Below are 19,332 nucleotides of genomic sequence, written 5' to 3'. Positions count from 1 at the left end.
TTTTTTTGTTAGCCGCTCTTAGGACGCCGCCCAATAAAAACGGGGCCGAGGCCCCGTAGTTGCAACGCCCCTGTCAGGTGCCCAGCAGCTGCCGCAGCACAAATGGCAGGATGCCCCCGGCGCGGTAGTAGTCCACCTCGATGGGGGTGTCGATGCGCAGCGTGACCACCACCTCCCGCAGGCTGCCATCGGCACGGCGGATGACCAGCCGGGCGTCGCTCTGGGGGGTGAGCGCGGCGTCGGGCACCACGTCGATGACTTCGTTGCCCACCAGGCCCAGTGTCTCCCACGAGTCGCCCGCCTTGAACTGCAGCGGCAGCACCCCCATGCCCACCAGGTTGGAACGGTGGATGCGCTCGAAGCTGCGCGCCACCACGGCCTTGATGCCCAAGAGCTGCGTGCCCTTGGCCGCCCAGTCGCGGCTGGAGCCGGTGCCGTACTCCTCACCCGCAAAAATCACGGTGGGCGTGCCCTGGGCCATGTACTGCATAGCAGCGTCGAAGATGAACATCTTCTCGCCCTGCAACGCGCCCTCGTTCTGAAACACCGTGACCCCGCCCTCTTCGCGCGAGCCGTCGGCTGTGGGCGGAATCATCAGGTTCTTGATGCGCACGTTGGCAAAGGTGCCGCGCACCATCACGTCGTGGTTGCCGCGCCGCGCGCCGTAGCTGTTGAAGTCGGCCTTTTGCACGCCATGCTGCAGTAGCCACTGGCCTGCGGGCGAACTCTCCTTGATGGAGCCTGCGGGCGAGATATGGTCGGTGGTGATGGAGTCGCCGAACAGCGCCATGACGCGCGCGCCCAGCACCGACGGAAGTTGGGCATTTTTTTGGCCTTCTCCGCCCGTCCCACTTGCCTTTTCAGCTCCTTTTTCGAGAGCAAAATTAGCAAAAAACGGTGGCTCGGCAATATAGGTGCTGGCGGGCCAGGTGTAGGCCGTGCCACTCACACCCTTGATCTTCTCCCACAGCTTGCCGGGGTCGGCGGCCACCTTGGCGTAGTTCTCGCGGAAGGCCTTGCCCTTCATGGCGTACTTGAGCAGCGCATGCACCTCGTCGCTGGTGGGCCAGATATCGCCCAGGTAGATGTCTTTGCCCCCCTTGCCTTTACCCACCGGCTCGGTCATCAGGTCCTTGAGCACCGTGCCCGCAATCGCGTAGGCCACCACCAGCGGCGGGCTGGCCAGAAAATTGGCCTTGAGGTTGGGGTGGATGCGCGCCTCGAAGTTGCGGTTGCCCGAGAGCACGGCCGCGCACACCAGGTCGTTGCCAGTGATGGCCTCATTCAGCTCGGGCGTGAGGTCGCCCGCATTGCCGATGCAGGTGGTGCAGCCATAGCCCGCAATCGAAAAACCCAGCTTTTCCAGGTAGGGCAGCAGGCCGGTTTCGGTGAGGTACTCGGTCACGATGCGTGAGCCGGGGGCCAGCGAGGTCTTGATGTGCGGCTGCACCTTGAGCCCCGCCTCCACCGCCTTCTTGGCCAGGAGGCCCGCCGCCAGCAGCACGCTGGGGTTGCTGGTGTTGGTGCAGCTGGTGATGGCGGCAATGAGCACGTCACCATTGCCCACGGTGGGGTCTGCCCCCTTGGCGGGCAGCGTGGCGCTGCGGGCTTCGGCATGGGCCGTGGCCCGGGCGGGTTTGTTGGCCTCCATCTCCACCACCGAGCGCGGCGCACCGGCGGGCGTGGGCTTGCCGTCGGGTGCCACATCGGCCACCACTTCTGCAGCGCGGTGGATGTGGAAGCGCGTGTGCAACAGCTCGGCCGGGCGGTTGAAGCCGTTTTGCGCATTGGGCTTGCTGAACAGGTCGGCAAACTGGCGGCTGACTTGGCCCAGCTCGATGCGGTCCTGCGGGCGCTTGGGGCCCGCCAGGCTGGGGGTGACGCTGCCCAGGTCGAGCGTCACGACCTGCGAGTAGTCCACCTCGCCCGCCAGCGGCACGCCGAACAGGCCCTGGGCCTTGAAGTAGGCCTCGAAGGCTTCGATCTCCGCCTTGGTGCGGCCCGTGCCCTGGAAGTAGTCGATGGTCTTTTCATCGACCGGGAAGAAGCCCATGGTCGCGCCGTACTCGGGCGCCATGTTGCCGATGGTGGCGCGGTCGGGCAGCGCCAGGGTGCGCGTGCCTTCGCCAAAGAACTCCACAAACTTGCCCACCACCTTGTGTTTGCGCAGCAGCTCGGTCACCGTGAGCACGAGGTCGGTGGCCGTCACACCCTCGCGCAGCCGCCCGGTCATCTCGAAGCCCACCACATCGGGGGTGAGGAAGTACACGGGCTGACCCAGCATGGCGGCCTCGGCCTCGATGCCGCCCACGCCCCAGCCCACCACGCCGATGCCATTGATCATGGTGGTGTGGCTGTCGGTGCCCACCAGGGTGTCGGGGTAGTAGACGCCATCTTTGCGCTTGTGCACGCCACGCGCCAGGTATTCGAGGTTGACCTGGTGCACGATGCCAAAGCCCGGTGGCACCACGCCAAAGGTGTCAAAGGCCTGCATGCCCCACTTCATGAACTCGTAGCGCTCGCGGTTGCGCTGGAATTCAAGCTTCATGTTCAGGTCGAGCGAATTCTTCTTGCCGTAGTGGTCGATCATGATGGAGTGGTCCACCACCAGGTCCACCGGCACCAGGGGTTCGATCTTCTTGGGGTTCTTGCCCAGCTTGGCGGCCACGCTGCGCATGGCGGCCAGGTCGGCCAGCAGCGGCACGCCGGTGAAGTCCTGCAGGACTACGCGAGAGACAACGAAGGGAATCTCGTCCTTGCGCTCGGCGTTCGGCACCCAGCGGGCCAGTTGCGCCACATGCTCAGGCGTCACCTTGCGGCCATCGCAGTTGCGCAGCACCGATTCGAGCACGATGCGGATCGAGACGGGCAAGCGCTTGATTTCGGGAAACTTCCTGGCCAGCGCGGGCAGGGAGTAGAACTGTCCCTCCTTGCCAGACGCTGTCTTGAAGCTCTTGAGGGTGTTGGCAAACGCGTGGCGGGTGGGCTGGGGCGACGACTTGCGCGAGACGGCCATGGCGGACTCCTGTGAAAGGCAACACGACCTATTCTGGCAGTCCTGTATGGCGGTGCAATCGTGGGGCCTTACCGCCCCACGGGGCTGAGCGGCTGGCCCCCGCCCCTGGGCGGGCGGTATCTATCAAACAAAAATAGCCGCTTGCGCCTGATAGGAAAGCAAAGTTAGCTATGTTTTGTATAGCAAGAACAGCATCATGCGACGGCCCACACACGCAGGCGGCGCACGCCCCACCACTGCAGCTCGGCCAGCAACGCCACCGACACCACATGCACCAGCAGATACGCCTGGCCCAGCAGGGTGGGCGTGAGCGTGGAACCCAGCAGCAGCACCAGGCTGGCCGCCGCCCAGGCCAGGTTGCCCGCAATCAGCACCCACAACCAGCCCCGGGGCATGGGCTCGGACCGGGCAATCGCTATCGCCAGTGCGGCGTACCCTAGCAGCATCACGCCGGTCACCTGCAACAGCCCCGCAGGCAGGCCGAGCCATTCGGCCAGCGGCGCCGTGAGCAGCAGGTGCAGGGCACCCAGCAAGACCCCCGTGGAGGCATCGAACCAGACCACGGCACGCAGGAATCGGGGGGAAGGCATCAGATTGAACATGAAAGGCTCCTAGGCGGGTTGAAGAAAACGAAGAACAGGCCAGCATCGTTCCCGGCATCGCGCACACCGTCGATGACATGGCAGGTAATGGCCAGTGGACTGTTTGAACCTAGGATGTGGCCCATGACCTCCGCATCCGCCCCCTCGCACCGCAATCCGCGCCCCGCCCTGCCCCACCGCCCGGCACCGGCCGGGCCCGCGTCGTTCGGAGACCACCTGCGCACCTGGCGCCAGCAGCGCCACCTGAGCCAGCTGGAGCTGGCGGACGAGGCCGACATCTCCACCCGCCATGTGAGCTTCATGGAAACCGGCCGCACCAACCCCAGCCGCGACATGGTGCTGCGCCTGTGCGAGCGCCTGGCCATCCCGCTGCGCGAGCGCAACGCGCTGCTGGTGGCGGCGGGCTATGCGCCCATGTACCGCGAACGCGCGCTGGATGACCCCGCACTGGCCGCCGCCCGCCAGGCGGTGGAGCTGGTGCTCAAGGGCCACGAGCCCTGCCCTGCCATTGCGCTCGACCGCTGCTGGAACGTGGTGGCCACCAACCGCGCAGCACTGGCCCTGCTGTCTGCGCACGTCAGTCCCGAACTGCTGGCACCGCCCATCAATGTGTTCCGCCTGAGCCTGCACCCCCAGGGCCTGGCGCCCCGCATTGCCAACCTGGCGCAATGGCGCGCGCATTTGTTCGAGCGCCTGCGCCAGCAAATCCAGGCCACGGCCGACCCCACCCTGATCGCTTTGCAGGCCGAGCTGCTGGAATACCCCGCCCCCGAAGAAACCACGCCGCTGGTTTTGGCCGGTGAAATGCTGGGCGTGGTCATGCCGTTTTGTTTCGAGAGTGTGCACGGCATGCTGTCGCTTATCAGCACCACCACGATATTCGGCACACCGGTCGATGTGACATTGCAGGAGTTGGCCGTGGAGTCGTTCTTTCCAGCCGATGAATTCACCGCCCAGGCATTGCGTGAACTGGCGCAGCAGCAAAATACCCAAGGTTGAGCCCCACAAACCCGCCGGGCTCACACCAGCCCACCACGGCAGATGGCAAAGGGGCCTACCGAAGCCCCGTTAGTCCTTTAATCCTTTACGCCCCATTCTTCGCGCAGCCAATAAAAAAGCCCGCTTCAGCGGGCTTTTCGGTTGTGGCGGCGGTCCCCCATCAAATGGCGAACTTCTCGCGGTTCTCGTTTTGAATCCAGCGGGGTGCCTTGCCACGGCCGGTCCAGGTCTGGCCGGTAGCGGGGTCACGGTACTTGGGGGCCACCTTGGAGCCAGCTGTCGAACTGCGGCCGGTCTTGCCTGCGGCCTTGCCAGCAGGGAACACGTCCTGAGCGGTCAAACCATATTCAGCGACCAGTGCACGAACCTGGGACACAGCATCCGACAACTCGCGGCGCCGTGCTTCGCTGATTTGTTGCTCAAGGGCTTCACGCTGCTTCAAAAGTTCTTTGTAGCTGGTCATGGTGTCTGGATAAAAGGTGTGAGGTTGGTGACGACTCGATTATAGGAATAATCCCGGTCGCGGAAGCCCGGCCGGCAAATTTTCTCCGAGAAAACCACAAATAACACAGGCCTATATTCATTCAGGGCCAATACCAAGGCTCCGCATTGGGCCTATCTGCGCAATTTTCAAGGCCCAAGAGGTACTTCTGTCGCCATTCGTGAGTCAATATCTCCCCGCGCAAACCACTGGCCCGCGGCGGCCAGGCAAGGGTGGCTGGAGTGCAAGAATAGCTGGTTTAACTCTGCACCGCCGCCCCGGTGTAATCCCCTGCGGCCTTGGCAGAAAATCCACGCTCCTTCCCTCCCACCACACACCATGGCCATTTATTGCATCGGCGATGTCCAGGGCTGCGACAGCGCCTTGGGCCGCCTGCTGGACACCATCGGCTTTTCTGCCAGCCGCGACACCGTTTACCTGCTGGGCGACCTGGTCAACCGGGGCCCTGAATCGGCCGCCTTGCTGCGCCGCTGCATGCGCCATGGCGACGCCATCCGCTGCCTGTTGGGCAACCACGACCTGCACCTGCTGGCCGCCGCCGCAGGGGCCCGCAAGCCTTCGCGGCGCGACACGCTGGGCGCGGTGCTGGACGCGCCGGACCGCGAGGCCCTGCTTGCCTGGGTACGCCAGCAGCCCCTGGCCCGCGCTCACACGCACGCCGGGCAGACCCTGCTGATGGTGCATGCCGGTGTGTTGCCCACCTGGTCGGCAACCGACACGCTGGCCTATGCCGACGAGGTGCAGGCCGTCTTGCGCAGCCCCGAGCTGCCCGCCTTCTTGCAGGCCATGTATGGAAACACACCCGACCGCTGGAGCGACCACCTCACCGGCACAGACCGGCTGCGCGTGATCGTGAATGCCCTCACCCGGCTGCGCTTTTGCTCGGCCGACGGGGTGATGGATTTTGAAAGCACCGAAAGCGCCAGCGCCGCGCCGCCCGGGCTCATGCCCTGGTTCGATGTGCCAGGGCGCCGCACGGCGGGCACCGTGATGGCCTTTGGGCACTGGTCCACACTGGGCTGGCTGAACCGCAGCGATCTGCTGGGGCTGGACACCGGCTGCGTATGGGGCGGCTGCCTGAGCGCCGTGCGTTTTGGCGCCACGCTGGCCGACCGCGAACTGCTGCAGGTGCACTGCGAACAGGCCCAGGGGCCAGGCTGAGCCCCCAAGCGTCAGGACGCCACCGGCTCCAGCAGCGCCTCCATGGCGGGAGACTGCCAGACACTGCCGTCCTGCCCTGCCACCAGCACCGCCAACCCTGGTGCACGCTGCACCAGCGCCCGGCCCGCCTGCGCGCCCTGCACCATCAGCGCCGCGCCCAGGCCGTTGACGGCGGCCACATCGCGCGCCACCAGGCTCACGCCATGCACCCCCGACGTGGGGCGGCCCGTGCGCGGGTTGAGCACATGGTGCTGGCGCTGGCCTGCATGGAAGAAGAAACGCTCATAGTCGCCCGATGACGCCACCACGCCGCTGCCCGCCACAGCCACCACACCCAGCAAACGCTCGGGGGAGCGCGGGTCACGCAGGCCCACACGCCAGGGCCTGCCTTGCCACAGCCCCTGGGTCAGCACATCGCCACCGCCATTGAGCATGGCGTTCTCGACCCCCTCCGAGCGCAGCACCTTCATGCCTGCTTCGAGGATCGGGAGCTTGGCAATCCCGCCCAGGTCCAGCGCCATGCCCTGGCGAACCAGAAAGGCGGTGCCCGCCTGGTTATCGAGCACCAGGCCCTGCGCGCCCACCAGCGGCCGCTGCCGCGCCAGCTCGGCGGCCTCCGGCACCACCTTCGCGCCCGGACCGAAGTTCCACGATGTGAAGGCGCCCACGGTTACATCAAAAGCGCCCCCGCTCTGGGCCCACACACGCTGCGCACTCTGCAGCACGGCCATGACTTCGGGCGGCACGGCCACGGGCGTGATGCCTGCCACCAGCTGGATGCGGCGGACCACGCTCTGTGGCTGGTAGCGGCTCATCAAGGCCTCCAGCCGCTGCATCTCTGCATAGGCGCGGTCCATGGCGTGGCGCAGCAGCGGGCCGTCAGGGCCCTCGGCCACCATGTCCACCTGCGTGCCCATCAGGACCCGCGTGGTGCGGCAGGACCCTGCCCGCCCGGCCACCGCTGCCGCCCCTGTGTGCCAAAGTGCGCTGCCCAGCAAGGGCAACGCCATGGCCACGCGGCGGCGTGACAGGCCACGGGGGCGCAAAGAAGCTTGCAGCATGGCGCCTCCGCTCAGAGCGACTTGTCGGCCATGTAGTCCACAGCCGCCTTCACGTCGGCATCGCTCAGGTTGGCGGCACCGCCCTTGGCGGGCATCATGCCCTTGGCACCGGTAAAGCCCTCGATGGCGTGCTTGTACAAGGTGTCCTTGCCCTGGGCAATGCGCGGGCCCCAGTCGGCCTTGTCACCCGGCTTGGGGGCGCCGGCCACACCAGCGGCATGGCACATGGCGCAGGTCTTGCCAAACACGCTCTTGCCCAACTCGTTCTCTGCCGCTGCTGCGGGGGCCGGTGCAGCCGCTGGTGCGGGCGCAGGGGCTGGTGCACTGACAGCGGCAGGTGCCGCAGCCGCAGCGGGCTCCGGCTTCTTGTCGCCACAGCCCGCCAGCAGCGCGGCCACGATCGCCGCGGCGACCATCACGGTGTTCTTTTGCATCGCATACATCCTGTTCTTGGGGGTTGAAACAGCCATCCAGAAGGGCCTGGCAGATGGTGCAGAGCCTCCTCTGGAGAGGTGGAAGAACTGTAGGCGCTGAGGGCGCTTTGGAGCACAAGGGCGCAGTGCCAAAGGATGATCCAGATCAATTAGATTCATATTACGTGAATCTATTATTCGGACCATGCAAAGCCATCACACCCTGCAAACCCTGCGCCTGTGGGTATTGGCGTGGTTTGTGTTGGCACTGGGGGTGGCGATGGCCGCCCCGCTGGTGTCGCCTCCCCGCATGGAGCTGGTCTGCTCGGGTGCAGGCACCGGTGGCAAACGCCTGGTCGTTCAGGCCCCCGATGGCCTCGCAGCGCCGCATGCATCCACCCTGGACTGCCCCCTGTGCCTGGCGGCCGACACACCGCCCTCATCCCCAGACGCAGCACAGCCCACGGCGCAAGCACCGGCATACGAGCCCCGCTTTCACACACCCCTTTTCGCACAGCGTGGCGCGGCGCGAAGCCCCCCTGCGCGTGCGCCCCCGCTTTTCAACTGAGCCCATCCCCTAGAGGAACCAACCATGAACGACAGAAAAGAAACCTCCCACCCCACCGCCGGCATGGGCCGACGCAGTTTCATCAACACCGCTGCGCTGGTGGGATTGACCGCAGGCGTCGCCGCCTGCACCGAAAAGCCCGGCGCTGCTACGCCCGCAGCTCCAGCCCCCGCAGCCCCTGCGGGCGGCCATGCCAGCGCAGGCGCCAGCGTGCACCTCAAGCCCGGCGAGCTGGACACCTACTACGGCCTCTGGAGCGGCGGCCACACGGGCGACATGCGCGTGCTGGGCCTGCCCTCCGGCCGCGAAATCACCCGCATCCCTTGCTTCGTACCCGACGCCCTGGTGGGCTGGGGCATCACCAATGAGTCCAAGGCCGTGATGGGCACCAAGGCCGACGGTCACCTCGAATACACGGTGGCAGACACCCACCACACCCACGCCTCGTACAAGGACGGCAACTACGACGGCCGCTACGCCTGGATCAACGACAAGATCAACAGCCGCGTCGCCCGCATCCGCCTCGACTACTTCGTGTGCGACAAGATCACCAAGCTGCCCAACGTGCAAGGCTTTCACGGCATCTTCCCGGACAAGGCCGATCCGGTGGACCCGGCCATCAACTACACCACGCGCGTGTTCTGCGGCGGTGAGTTCGCCATCCCCATGCCCAACACGGGCACCGAAGACGCCAGCAAATACCGCTCCATGTTCAGCTGCGTCGATGCAGAAACCATGGAAGTGCGCTGGCAGGTGCTGATCGACGGCAACTGCGACCTGGTGGCCACGTCCTACGACGGCAAGCTGGCCGCCACCAACCAGTACAACACCGAGATGGGCGCGAAGTACGAAGACATGATGTCCGCCGAACGCGACGCCTGCCTGTTCTTCAACGTGGCCCGCATCGAAGCCGCAGTGAAGGCTGGCAAGTTCAAGACCATCGGCACCAGCAAGGTGCCCGTGGTGGACGGCACGCACGAAGCCAACAAGGACCCAAAGACCGCCCTGACGGCCTACGTGTCGGTGCCCAAGAACCCCCACGGCGTCAACGCCAGCCCCGATGGCAAGTACTTCATCTGCGCGGGCAAGCTCTCGCCCACTGGCACCGTGATCGAACTGGCCAAGGTGCTCGACTACTTCGAGGGCAAGCTTGAAAAGCTGGACTCCGCCATCGTGGCCGAAGTGGAACTGGGCCTGGGCCCACTGCACACTGCGTTTGACGGCCGTGGCAACGCCTACACCACCCTGTTCCTGGACAGCCAGGTCGTGAAGTGGAACGTGGAGGCCGCCATCAAGTTCCACGCGGGCGACAAGACCGCCAAGTACGTGGTGGACCGCCTGGACGTGCAATACCAGCCTGGCCACTTGAACGCCTCGCAGTCCGAGACCAAGGCCGCCGACGGCAAGTTCCTGGCCGTGGGTTGCAAGTTCTCCAAGGACCGCTTCCTGCCCGTGGGCCCGCTGCACCCCGAGAACGAGCAGCTCATCGACATCTCGGGCGAGAAGATGGTGCTGCTGGCCGACCACCCCGTGCGCGGCGAGCCCCATGACTTCATCATCTTCAAGCGCGACCTGGTCAAGCCCAAGCAGGTCTACACGCTCGACGAATTCCCGCTGGCCGTGAAGGACCCGAAGGAATCCGGCGTGTTCCGAAACGGCAAGAAGGTCACGGTGAAGATGACCTCGCAAGCCCCAGCCTTCAGCCTGCGCGAGTTCAAGCTCAAGAAGGGCGACGAGGTCACGCTGATCCTGACCAATCTGGACAAGATCGAGGACCTGACGCACGGCTTCGCCATCCCGAACTACAACGTGAACTTCATCGTGAACCCGCTGGAGACCAAGTCGGTGAGCTTCGTGGCCGACAAGCCCGGCGTGTTCTGGTGCTACTGCACGCACTTCTGCCATGCACTCCACCTGGAAATGCGCACGCGGATGATTGTGGAGGCTTGATTCGGAGCATCCCCCTGAGGCGCTGCGCGCCTTCACCCCTTCTCTCGAATGGCTGCGCCATTCGGGAAGGGGGACGCAGCCCTCGCTGCGGGGCGGCCCTTGCTTGGCTGCCCTGGTCTTTTGGGGCGCGCCAGTTGCGCAGATTGCGCCCCTTCTTTGAATCAAATGAGCCCCTGCCGCGCATCCAGCATGCGCTAGCAGCTATCAAAACAATAGTCCCATGATGTCCCTCGCTCCACGGATCGCTGCCTGCTGCATGGCCCTGCTGCTGGTGCTGCTCGCGCCCCGCGCCCAGGCGGGCGCGTACGAGGCCGAGCTGCCCGCCAACCTGGCCACGGCAAGCGACCTGTGCGCGCTGCTGCCGTGCGCCGATGCATTCCCGGGCGCCGTACGGTTCTCCGAGCGCAAGGGTCAGCCGCCGTATGTCGAGGCCTATGGCGATGGCGGCAAGCTGCTGGGCTATGTGATGCTGTCCACCGACATCACCGACACGCCCGCGTACTCGGGCAAGCCGGTGGTCACGCTCATCGGCATGGATGCGCAGGGCCGCTTCGTGGGCATCAAGGTGCTCAAACATTCCGAGCCCATCCTGCTCTTGGGCATTCCGGAGTCGGCGCTGACGAACTTCAACAACCAGTACCTGGGCAAGTCGGTCACGGACACCATCGAGGTCGGCCCCTCGCGCCCCGATGAGAACGTGATCGGCGTCGATGCCATCTCCGGCGCCACTGTCACCGTGGTCGCGCAGAACCAGGTGGTCATGGCCTCGGGCTCGGCCGTGGCACGGCAGACCGGCATCATCGCGCCGACGGTGCGCGAGGCCGCGCGTTTTGCCCACACCAGCCAGGCCTACAGCTGGGCCCAGCTGGTGCAGATGGGCGCCGTGCAGCAGCTGCTCGTCAAGTCCGAGCAGGTGGGCCTGCCTCGGGGCCCCGAGCCCTTCATCGAACTGTGGTTCGGCGACCTGAACCACCCCGATGTGGGCCAGAGCCTGCTGGGCAAAAACGGCTTCGAGAACCTGCGCTCGCGCCTGAAGGACGGCGAGAACGCGCTGTTTGTCATCAAGACAGCCGGGCAGGAGTCGTTCAAGGGCTCGGGCTTCGTGCGCGGCGGCATCTTTGACCGGGTGCAGGTCAAGCAGGGGGCGGACTCCTTCACCTTCCGCGACCTGGATGCGCTCAACCTCTACGGGCTGGAGGCTGCTGGCGCGCCCGGCTACAACGAATCGGCCATCTTCATCATCCGCTCGCAGGCCTTCTCGGCCGCGTACCCCTGGAAGTTCGCCTTCCTGGGCAACCGTGTGGACCGCGCCACCGGCCACCGCAGCTTTGCGGTGTTCGAATCCAAATACTGGCTGCCCGCCGCGCTGCTCGACGGCGGCCGCCCCGAGGTCAAGGAGCCCGATGCGCCCTGGGTGCGCATCTGGACATCGCAGGCGCTGCCCATCGCGCTGTTCGCGCTGCTGCTGGTGGGTGTCACGGTGGTCTATGCGCTGCGCGAAAGGCTCACGCGCCGCTCCACCCACAAGAACAAATGGCCGGTGAACGCCTTCAAGTACAGCTTCTGGGCCATCAGCATCGGCTGGATCGGCTTCGGCCAGATGGCGCAGCCCTCCATCACGCAGGTGCTGACCTGGTGCCACGCGCTGCTGTTCCAGTGGACCTGGTCGCTGTTCCTGTCCGACCCGTTCATCTTCCTGTTCTGGATCTTCATCATCGCCACGGTGTTCCTGTTCGGGCGCGGGCTGTTCTGCGGCTGGATGTGCCCGTTCGGCTCGCTCCAGGAGGGCATCTACAAGGTCGCTCGCGTCCTGGGCCTCAAGCGCTTTCAGACCCAGCTGCCGCAAAAGTGGCACGACCGGCTCAAGTGGGCCAAGTACGCCGTGTTCTTCGGGCTGCTCGCAGTGTCGATGTTCTCCATGGGCCTGGCCGAAAAGCTGGCCGAGGTGGAGCCGTTCAAGACCACCTTCCTGGTGGGCGTGCTCAACCGCGCCTGGCCCTACGGCCTGTTCGTGGCGGCCATTCTGGGCGTGTCGATCTTCATCGAGCGGCCCTATTGCAAGTACATCTGCCCGCTGGGCGCGTCGCTGGCCATGCCCAGCACGTTCCGCTGGTTCGGCCTCAAGCGCAAGCAGGACTGCAACAGCTGCAAGGCCTGCGCCGTGGGCTGCGGCGCCCAGGCCATCGACGCCAACGGCCGCATCGACCACCGCGAGTGCCTGCACTGCCTCGATTGCATGGTGCTTTACACCGACACCAAGGGCTGCCCGCCGCTGGCCAAGGAGCGCAAGCGCCGCGAGAAGGATGGCCTGGAAGTCACGCCCATCGGCGCCAACGGCTACTTCATCCCCATCCACCCCGCCACCGTGGGCGATCAGATTTCGGCCAAGGCCGCGCAGGGCCCGGACCCGCGCATGCCCACCGCACAGGCACAGCCTGCGCACAAGGCCGATGTCCATGGCCTGCGCTGGATCTGGGCAGAACTGGTGGACCACCTGTGGCCCTGGAGCCGCGAAGGCTGGGCATCGCGGCGCGCGCTGCACATCGCCGGGTTCTCGCTGGGTGTGGCCGCCAGCGTGGCCTGGGTGATGGCGGCCCTGGGCACGCTGTCCTCGGGCGCCATCATCGGCTGGTGGTTCGGCTGGAGCGTGTACGAGGTGCTGATCCGCCTGTCGGGCAAGCGCTACGTGAAGGACGGACCCTGGTGGCATGGCCGCTACCGCGTGGCGGGCGTGATGGACATGCTGAGCTATGTGGGCTTCAAGAACCTGCTCATCGGCGCGGCGCTGTTCCTCGCCATCAAGGCCGTGGTGGGGCTGGCGTGATGAAACCACCCCTTGCTCTTGCCGTCGCAGCGCTGGCGCTGATGCTGGCCCTGCCCGCCAGCGCCGCCACGGTGCAGGTCACCCCCGGGCAGGACCTGCAGGCCGCCGTCAACGCCGCCGCGCCGGGCGACACGGTGGAGGTGCAACGCGGCTTCTACCGCGTGAACACGCTGCGCATCGGCAAGGCGCTGACCCTGCGCGGCATCGGCCGCCCCACGGTGAGCGGCGGCCAGCAGGGCGACACCATCCGCGTGGCCGCGCCCGACGTGGTGATCGAGGGCCTGATCGTGCGCGACTCCGGCACCAGCCTCAAGGACCAGAACGCGGGCATCTACATCCAGCCCGGCGCGCACCGCGCGGTGGTGCGTAAAAGCGACCTCACCTACAACCTGTTCGGCCTGTGGATCGAGAAGGCCGACGGCGTGCAGGTGCTGCACAACACCATCACCGGTCTGCGCGACGTGAACTCCTCGCAGCGCGGAAACGGCGTGCAGCTGTACAACACCCAGGGCGCCCGCATCGAGGGCAACCACATCAGCTTCGTGCGCGACGCGCTGTATGTGGACGTCTCGCACCACGCCATCTTTCGCGGCAACAAGCTGCACCACAGCCGCTACGGCACGCACTACATGAACTCCCACTACAACCTGTGGGAGGACAACGACACCTACAACAACCGGGGGGGCCTCGCGCTGATGGAAGTGCGCGACCAGGTGGTGCGCAACAACCGGGCATGGGGCAACAGCGACCACGGCATCATGCTGCGCACGCTGCAGGACTCGGTCATCGAGAACAACCTGGTGGCAGACAACCAGCGCGGCTTCTTCATCTACGACGTGGAGTACGCCACGCTGCGCGGCAACCGGGTGGTGCGCAACACCGTGGGCGTGCACCTTTCGGCCGGCTCCACCCGCAACGTGGTGGACGGCAACGACTTCATCGGCAACCGCGAGCAGGTGCGCTACGTGGGCGCCCGCGACGAGCGTTGGGGCGGCCCGCTGGGCAACTACTGGAGCAACTACCTGGGCTGGGACCGCGACGGCAACGGCGTGGGCGACGTGCCCTACGAGGCCAACGACATGGTGGACCGCCTCACCTGGCGCCACCCCGCCATCAAGCTGCTGCTGGCCAGCCCCGCCGTACAGGCCCTGCGCCTGGTGGGCCAGCAGTTTCCCGTGTTGCGCGTGCCCACCGTGGTGGACCCGAGGCCCCGCATGCAGCCGCTTGCGCAATCGCCTGTGCAGCCCAACACACCCGAACGGAATCTTCAGCGTGACCCGCAACCCTCCTCCCATTGACCCGCGCGCCGGCCCCGCCATCGAGGTGCTGGACGCCCACAAGCACTACGGCACGCACCACGCCGTGGACGGCATCGACCTGCGCATCGAGCGCGGCGAAATCCTGGGCCTCATCGGCCACAACGGCGCGGGCAAGAGCACGCTGTTCAAGATGATCCTGGGCCTCACGCCCGCCACCTCCGGCGAGATCTGCGTGGGCGGCACCAGCGTGTCGGGCCGCGACTTCCGCACCGCGCGGCGCCACCTGGGCTACCTGCCCGAGAACGTGGTGCTTTACGACAACCTGAGCGGGCTGGAGACGCTGCGCTTCTTCGCCCGCCTCAAGGCCGCGCCGCCGGCCCAATGCGATGCGCTGCTCGACCAGGTGGGCCTGGCCTCGGCCGGCAACCGCCCGGTGCGCGAATACTCCAAAGGCATGCGCCAGCGCCTGGGCTTCGCGCAGGCGCTGCTGGGCAGCCCCCAGGTGCTGCTGCTGGACGAGCCCACCAACGGCCTGGACCCGCAGGCCATCCGCGACTTCTACGCCACGCTGCGGGGCCTGCAGGCCCGGGGCGTGACCATCGTCATCACCTCCCACATCCTGGCCGAGCTGCAGGAGCGCGTGGACCGCCTGGCCATCCTCGCGTCCGGCCGGCTGCAGGCCCTGGGCAGCGTGCAGGCGCTGCGCGAGCGGGCCCACATGCCGCTGGCCATCGACCTCGTGCTCGCCCCCACCGACGTTCCGGCCGCGCAGCAGGCAGTGGCCTTGCTGCCCGATATCACCGCGCTGCCGACGCCCGAGGGGCTGTGCCTGACCTGCCCCCGCGAGCTGAAGGTCGCCGCGCTCGCGGCCCTGGCGCCACTCGGCACACGGCTCCTGGACGTGCAGATCCACGAACCCTCCCTCGAAGACCTGTACTTCGACCTGCGCAAGGCCTGACCATGGAACTGACCCAGATCCTCACCATCGCCGCCAAGGAATTCCGCGACCGCATGCGCAACCGCTGGGTGCTGGCGGTGGCCCTCGTGTTCACCGTGTTCTCTCTGGCTATCACCTACTTCGGCGGTGCGCAGCAGGGCACGGTGGGCCTGCGCTCCATCGAATTCACCATCGCGAGCCTGGTCAGCCTGGTGATCTACCTGATCCCGCTGATCGCCCTGCTGCTGGGCTTCGATGCCATCGTGGGCGAACGCGAGCGCGGCTCGCTCGACCTGCTGCTGTCGCTGCCACTCACGCGGCTGGAGCTGCTGCTGGGCAAGTACCTGGGGCTGGCGGGGGCGCTCACGGTGTCCACGCTCGCGGGTTTCGCGCTGGTGGCCGTGTTGCTGTACCGCCAGTTCGGCTGGGGCGGGCTGTTTCACTACGGCGGTTTCATGGCCAGCGCCGTGCTGCTGGGCCTGGCGTTCCTGAGCCTGGCCCTGCTGCTGTCGGTGGTGGTGCGCGAGCGCACGCGTGCCTCGGGGCTGGCGATTGCCGCGTGGTTCTTCTTCGTGCTGGTGTTCGACCTGCTGCTGCTCGGCGCCCTGGTGGCCACGGGCGGCAGCCACGGCGGCGAGGCCATAGCCTACCTGCTGCTGCTCAACCCCGCGGACGTGTTCCGCATCCTCAACGTGTTCTCACTGGAAGACGTGCGCACCCTGTACGGCCTGACCAGCATCGTGCCCCCAGCCCTGGCCAAGCCATGGCTCATGGGCGCGGTGATGGGCGGCTGGATCGTGGTGCCGCTGGCGCTGGCGGGCTGGAGATTCAAACCATGACACACCAATACCAATGCACCTGCGCCACGCGGCGCCAACTGCTGGGCTGGGCGGCGCTCGCATCGCTGGGCGCGCTCACCGGCATCGCTGGCTGCAGCCAGGCAGACACCGGTGCGCAATCCCTCGCCCCAGTGGAAATCGACCGCACCACCAGCTGCGAGCTGGACGGCATGCTGCTGGCCGACTACCCCGGCCCCAAGGCCCAGGTGCACTTTGCAGGGCAGAGCAAGCCTTCGTTCTTCTGCGACACCGTGGAGCTGTTCAGCACGCTGCTCGCGGGCGAGCAGGTGCGCGCTGCGCAGGCCGTGTACGTGCAGGACATGGGCAAGGCCGACTGGAACGCCCCGCAAGGCCACTGGATCGACGGCAAGACCGCCCTCTACGTGGTGGGTGGCAAGCGCCACGGCTCCATGGGCCCCACCATCGGCAGCTTTTCGCAAGAGGCCGATGCGCTGAAGTTCGCGGCCGAATACGGCGGCAAGGTGCTGCGGTTTGCCGAGATCCGGCCCGCCATGGTGGACCTGAGCGGCGGCGCGCTGCACGACACCCGCATGTGAGCCAGCCATGCGCCTGCTGCCCCACCCAGCCCCCGGCCACACCCGCCTGCCCACCCGGCGGGCTGCGCTGGCAGCCCTGCTGGTGCTGGGCACAGGCGCGATCGCGGCCGGTGGGGCGGCGTGGCCATGGCGGCGGGGCAGCGGCAACACATCGTCCACCGCTCCTTTCGGGCCGGGCGACGACGTGTGCATCGTCGCGCCGCCCACGCCATACAACCCGGCATCCGGCCAGCCGCTGGCGGCTGCGCGCGAAGTGCCCCAGGACGCCCGCTGCCCCGTGTGTGGCATGTACCCGGCGCGCGCACGCGCCTGGGCGGCCCAAGTGATCTTTGCGGATGGGGATGCGTATTTTTTCGACTCGCCGCTGAGCCTGATGCTGTACCTGGGCAATGTGGCGCACTACACGCGGGGCCGCGTGCCCGAGGCCATCGTGGCCCGCTATGTGAGCGATGCCGACACCGGCGCCTGGGTGGACGCACGCCAGGCGGTGTATGTGACAGGTTCGTCGGCCCTGGGGCCCATGCGGGCAGGCAATCTGCCAGCGTTTGCGGGGGCTGCGGCAGCGCAGCGGTTTGTGCAGGTGCAGGGCGGCAGCCTGCGCGCATTCAGCGCCATCGACGCGCCCCTGCTGCGCGGACTGGCGCCCCACCTGCGGGCCGACCACCACCCACACAGGGAGGCCCCATGAAGCGGGCCACATGGTGCAGGCCCCATGGCAGGGGCCCGCTGCGCTCTAGCTATCAAAAATATAGCTATCAGTGCTTACTGGCCGCGCGGTAGAGGCCAAAAAACCTTCAAACCAGCGCTCACTGCGCCGAGGTTTCGGGCTGGACGGCTTTGAACAGTGCAGCCACCTTGCGCTTGGGCTTGATGTTGGCCGAGATGCTGCTGCGCGGCGCGGCCTTGGTCGCGGCCTCCCAGGCGGGGGCGGCGTCCGAGGCTGGGCTGGCCTCGTAAGGTTTCTCGAAGAACGGGTCACGCGAGACTGCTGCGGGGCGGAAGCCCCGGTGCTGGTCGCGTGGCTCGCGGGATTCGCGGGACTCACGTCCTCCCCGGTAGTCGCGATCCCGTTCACGGCGCGGGCCCGCGCTGCCCAGGGCATCGCGGCCGTCGCCGGTCTCGCCCGCTTCGCGCCAGGCACGGCGGCCGTCGTTGATGCGGCCCCGGGGCTGGTCTTCTTCGTATTCGACGGCTTCGAGGTCGATCTTCTTCTTGATCAGCTTCTCGATGTCGGCCACCAGGCGCGCATCGCTGCCCGACACCAGCGTGACCGCCAGGCCGGACGCGCCCGCACGGCCCGTGCGGCCAATGCGGTGCACATAGTCTTCGGCGTTGAAGGGCACGTCGAAGTTGAACACGGCGGGCACGTCCTTGATGTCCAGGCCGCGCGCGGCCACATCGGTACACACCAGCAGGTCCACTTCGCCCTTCTTGAAGGCTTCCAGCGCCTTGAGGCGCTCGTCCTGGCTCTTGTCGCCATGCAGGGCAGCCGTCTTGAGGCCCTCGCGCTCCAGGCTCCGTGCCAGGCGCGCGCAGCCGAGTTTGCTGTTCACGAAGATGAAGGCCTGCTTGATGCCGCGCGTCTTGAGCACCTGGTGGATGGCGCGGCGCTTGTCGTCGTCACCCGCGCTGTAGAAGCGCTGCTCCACGGTGGAGGCCGTTTCATTCGGGCGGGCCACCTCGATGGTGATGGGGTTTTGCAGATAGCTGCTGGCCAGGCGCTTGATCTCGGGCGAGAAGGTGGCACTGAACAGCAGCGTGGTGCGCTGCTTGGGCAGGTAGCTCAGGATGCGCTGCAGGTCGGGCAGAAAGCCGATGTCCAGCATGCGGTCGGCCTCGTCGAGCACCACGTACTCGACCTGGTTGAGCACCGCGTTCTTGGCCTCGATGTGGTCCAGCAGGCGGCCTGGCGTGGCCACCAGCACCTCGACGCCTTTTTTCAGCTCGATGGTCTGGGGCTTCATGTCCATGCCGCCAAACACCACGGTGCTGCGCAGCTTGGTGTGCTTGGCGTACAGCGCGATCTGCTGCGCGACCTGGTCGGCCAGCTCGCGCGTGGGCAGCAGCACCAGGGCGCGCACGGGGTGGCGGGCGGGCGAGGTGGAGCTGTTTTCGTGCTTGAGCAGGCGCTGCAGCAGGGGCAGCGAGAAGGCGGCGGTCTTGCCGGTGCCGGTCTGGGCGGCACCCATCACGTCCTGGCCGGTGAGCACGACCGGAATGGCCTGCTCCTGGATGGGCGTCATGGACTCGTAGCCCATTTCGGCCACGGCACGTGCCAGCGGCTCGGCCAGCGATAGATTGGAAAAGGAACTAGTCATTAAAAGCGTGTTTGTAGGCGACGCTGAATTTATGTCTGAGCAATGTGGCACGCCCTTGGGAGGGGGCTGGCTGCAAGGCGCAAACCGCAGCCGGGCTGGTGGCCCGGCGAGGAGTGCAACGCCGCAGAGAGGGCCCCAGCGGGCAATGTGCCGTGCGCCGGGGACTGTTGGGGCGTTGCGCTAGAACCTGCTCACGATCTCCCGCGGCACCGGGGGCCGCGCGAGGTCATGAACAGGCTCGCAGCCCTCTATTGTCGCACCGGTGGCCCAAAAAGCGATTTTTTGCGCTACGGAGTAGCGCGCAGCACAGGCCAGCGGGTGGCGCG

General features: G+C 66.7%; 16 protein-coding genes. 10 read left to right on the top strand and 6 right to left on the bottom strand.

Translation table 11 applies throughout. The annotated features are described in order from the left end of the window. Positions 1 to 73 precede the first annotated feature (73 nt). Both ACSQ3O_RS06135 and ACSQ3O_RS06130 read right to left on the bottom strand, forming a co-directional pair. The gene (locus ACSQ3O_RS06135; RefSeq protein WP_436138219.1) at positions 74 to 3,016 is read right to left on the bottom strand and encodes an aconitate hydratase; all 2,943 of its coding nucleotides are present in this window, start codon (positions 3,014 to 3,016) and stop codon (positions 74 to 76) included. 194 nt (positions 3,017 to 3,210) lie between these two features. Then, a complete protein-coding gene (locus ACSQ3O_RS06130; protein WP_436138218.1) occupies positions 3,211 to 3,618 on the bottom strand; it encodes a hypothetical protein in 408 nt (135 codons plus the stop codon). A 123-nt stretch (positions 3,619 to 3,741) separates the two neighbouring features. On the opposite strand from ACSQ3O_RS06130, the gene ACSQ3O_RS06125 reads away from it, so the two are divergent. Continuing rightward, positions 3,742 to 4,617: a helix-turn-helix domain-containing protein gene (locus ACSQ3O_RS06125; protein ID WP_436138217.1), complete on the top strand. Its 876-nt coding sequence runs from the start codon at positions 3,742 to 3,744 to the stop codon at positions 4,615 to 4,617. Positions 4,618 to 4,777: 160 nt separating this feature from the next. Here the strand turns inward: ACSQ3O_RS06125 and ACSQ3O_RS06120 are convergent, their stop codons facing one another. After that, positions 4,778 to 5,080, bottom strand: a complete 303-nt coding sequence (locus ACSQ3O_RS06120) for an H-NS histone family protein (RefSeq protein WP_137746592.1) — start codon at positions 5,078 to 5,080, stop codon at positions 4,778 to 4,780. 357 nt (positions 5,081 to 5,437) lie between these two features. On the opposite strand from ACSQ3O_RS06120, the gene ACSQ3O_RS06115 reads away from it, so the two are divergent. Further along, positions 5,438 to 6,280, top strand: a complete 843-nt coding sequence (locus ACSQ3O_RS06115; RefSeq protein ID WP_436138216.1) for a symmetrical bis(5'-nucleosyl)-tetraphosphatase — start codon at positions 5,438 to 5,440, stop codon at positions 6,278 to 6,280. 11 nt (positions 6,281 to 6,291) lie between these two features. Here the strand turns inward: ACSQ3O_RS06115 and ACSQ3O_RS06110 are convergent, their stop codons facing one another. Further along, the gene (locus ACSQ3O_RS06110; protein WP_436138215.1) at positions 6,292 to 7,341 is read right to left on the bottom strand and encodes an FAD:protein FMN transferase; all 1,050 of its coding nucleotides are present in this window, start codon (positions 7,339 to 7,341) and stop codon (positions 6,292 to 6,294) included. A gap of 11 nt (positions 7,342 to 7,352) precedes the next feature. Continuing rightward, entirely contained in the window at positions 7,353 to 7,775 is a 423-nt protein-coding gene (locus ACSQ3O_RS06105; protein WP_298449825.1) for a c-type cytochrome, read from the bottom strand. 184 nt (positions 7,776 to 7,959) lie between these two features. On the opposite strand from ACSQ3O_RS06105, the gene ACSQ3O_RS06100 reads away from it, so the two are divergent. From ACSQ3O_RS06100 to ACSQ3O_RS06065, 8 genes are all read left to right on the top strand, one after another. Continuing rightward, positions 7,960 to 8,322 (top strand): DUF2946 family protein, encoded by a 363-nt coding sequence (locus ACSQ3O_RS06100; RefSeq protein ID WP_298449827.1) that lies wholly within the window; start codon positions 7,960 to 7,962, stop codon positions 8,320 to 8,322. Between the two features lie 24 nt (positions 8,323 to 8,346). After that, positions 8,347 to 10,272 carry a TAT-dependent nitrous-oxide reductase gene (nosZ, locus tag ACSQ3O_RS06095; protein WP_436138214.1) on the top strand — a complete coding sequence of 642 codons (1,926 nt, stop codon included), beginning with the start codon at positions 8,347 to 8,349 and terminating at the stop codon, positions 10,270 to 10,272. Between the two features lie 220 nt (positions 10,273 to 10,492). Further along, on the top strand, positions 10,493 to 13,096 hold the full coding sequence (locus ACSQ3O_RS06090; protein WP_436138213.1) for a 4Fe-4S binding protein: 2,604 nt from the start codon (positions 10,493 to 10,495) through the stop codon (positions 13,094 to 13,096). Further along, positions 13,096 to 14,394, top strand: a complete 1,299-nt coding sequence (locus tag ACSQ3O_RS06085) for a nitrous oxide reductase family maturation protein NosD (RefSeq protein WP_436138212.1) — start codon at positions 13,096 to 13,098, stop codon at positions 14,392 to 14,394. Before ACSQ3O_RS06090 ends, ACSQ3O_RS06085 begins: the two co-directional genes overlap by 1 nt. Next, on the top strand, positions 14,369 to 15,313 hold the full coding sequence (locus tag ACSQ3O_RS06080) for an ABC transporter ATP-binding protein (RefSeq protein ID WP_436138211.1): 945 nt from the start codon (positions 14,369 to 14,371) through the stop codon (positions 15,311 to 15,313). The genes ACSQ3O_RS06085 and ACSQ3O_RS06080 overlap by 26 nt, the downstream gene beginning before the upstream one ends. Positions 15,314 to 15,315: 2 nt before the next feature. After that, the gene (locus ACSQ3O_RS06075) at positions 15,316 to 16,131 is read left to right on the top strand and encodes an ABC transporter permease (RefSeq protein ID WP_436138210.1); all 816 of its coding nucleotides are present in this window, start codon (positions 15,316 to 15,318) and stop codon (positions 16,129 to 16,131) included. Beyond that, the gene (locus tag ACSQ3O_RS06070) at positions 16,128 to 16,688 is read left to right on the top strand and encodes a nitrous oxide reductase accessory protein NosL (protein ID WP_436138209.1); all 561 of its coding nucleotides are present in this window, start codon (positions 16,128 to 16,130) and stop codon (positions 16,686 to 16,688) included. The genes ACSQ3O_RS06075 and ACSQ3O_RS06070 overlap by 4 nt, the downstream gene beginning before the upstream one ends. A 7-nt stretch (positions 16,689 to 16,695) precedes the next feature. After that, positions 16,696 to 17,376: a nitrous oxide reductase accessory protein NosL gene (locus tag ACSQ3O_RS06065; protein ID WP_436138208.1), complete on the top strand. Its 681-nt coding sequence runs from the start codon at positions 16,696 to 16,698 to the stop codon at positions 17,374 to 17,376. 118 nt (positions 17,377 to 17,494) lie between these two features. Here ACSQ3O_RS06065 and ACSQ3O_RS06060 read toward each other — a convergent pair whose 3' ends face one another. Then, complete coding sequence (locus ACSQ3O_RS06060) at positions 17,495 to 19,006, bottom strand: DEAD/DEAH box helicase (RefSeq protein WP_436138207.1); 1,512 nt, start codon at positions 19,004 to 19,006, stop codon at positions 17,495 to 17,497. Positions 19,007 to 19,332: the final 326 nt, after the last annotated feature.

Source organism: Acidovorax sp. LjRoot74 (assembly GCF_964254355.1).
In the GTDB taxonomy this organism is placed as follows: Bacteria; Pseudomonadota; Gammaproteobacteria; order Burkholderiales; family Burkholderiaceae_C; genus Acidovorax.
The sequence above is the reverse complement of the archived record's forward strand: the minus strand, read 5'-3'. Positions and strand labels throughout refer to the sequence as shown.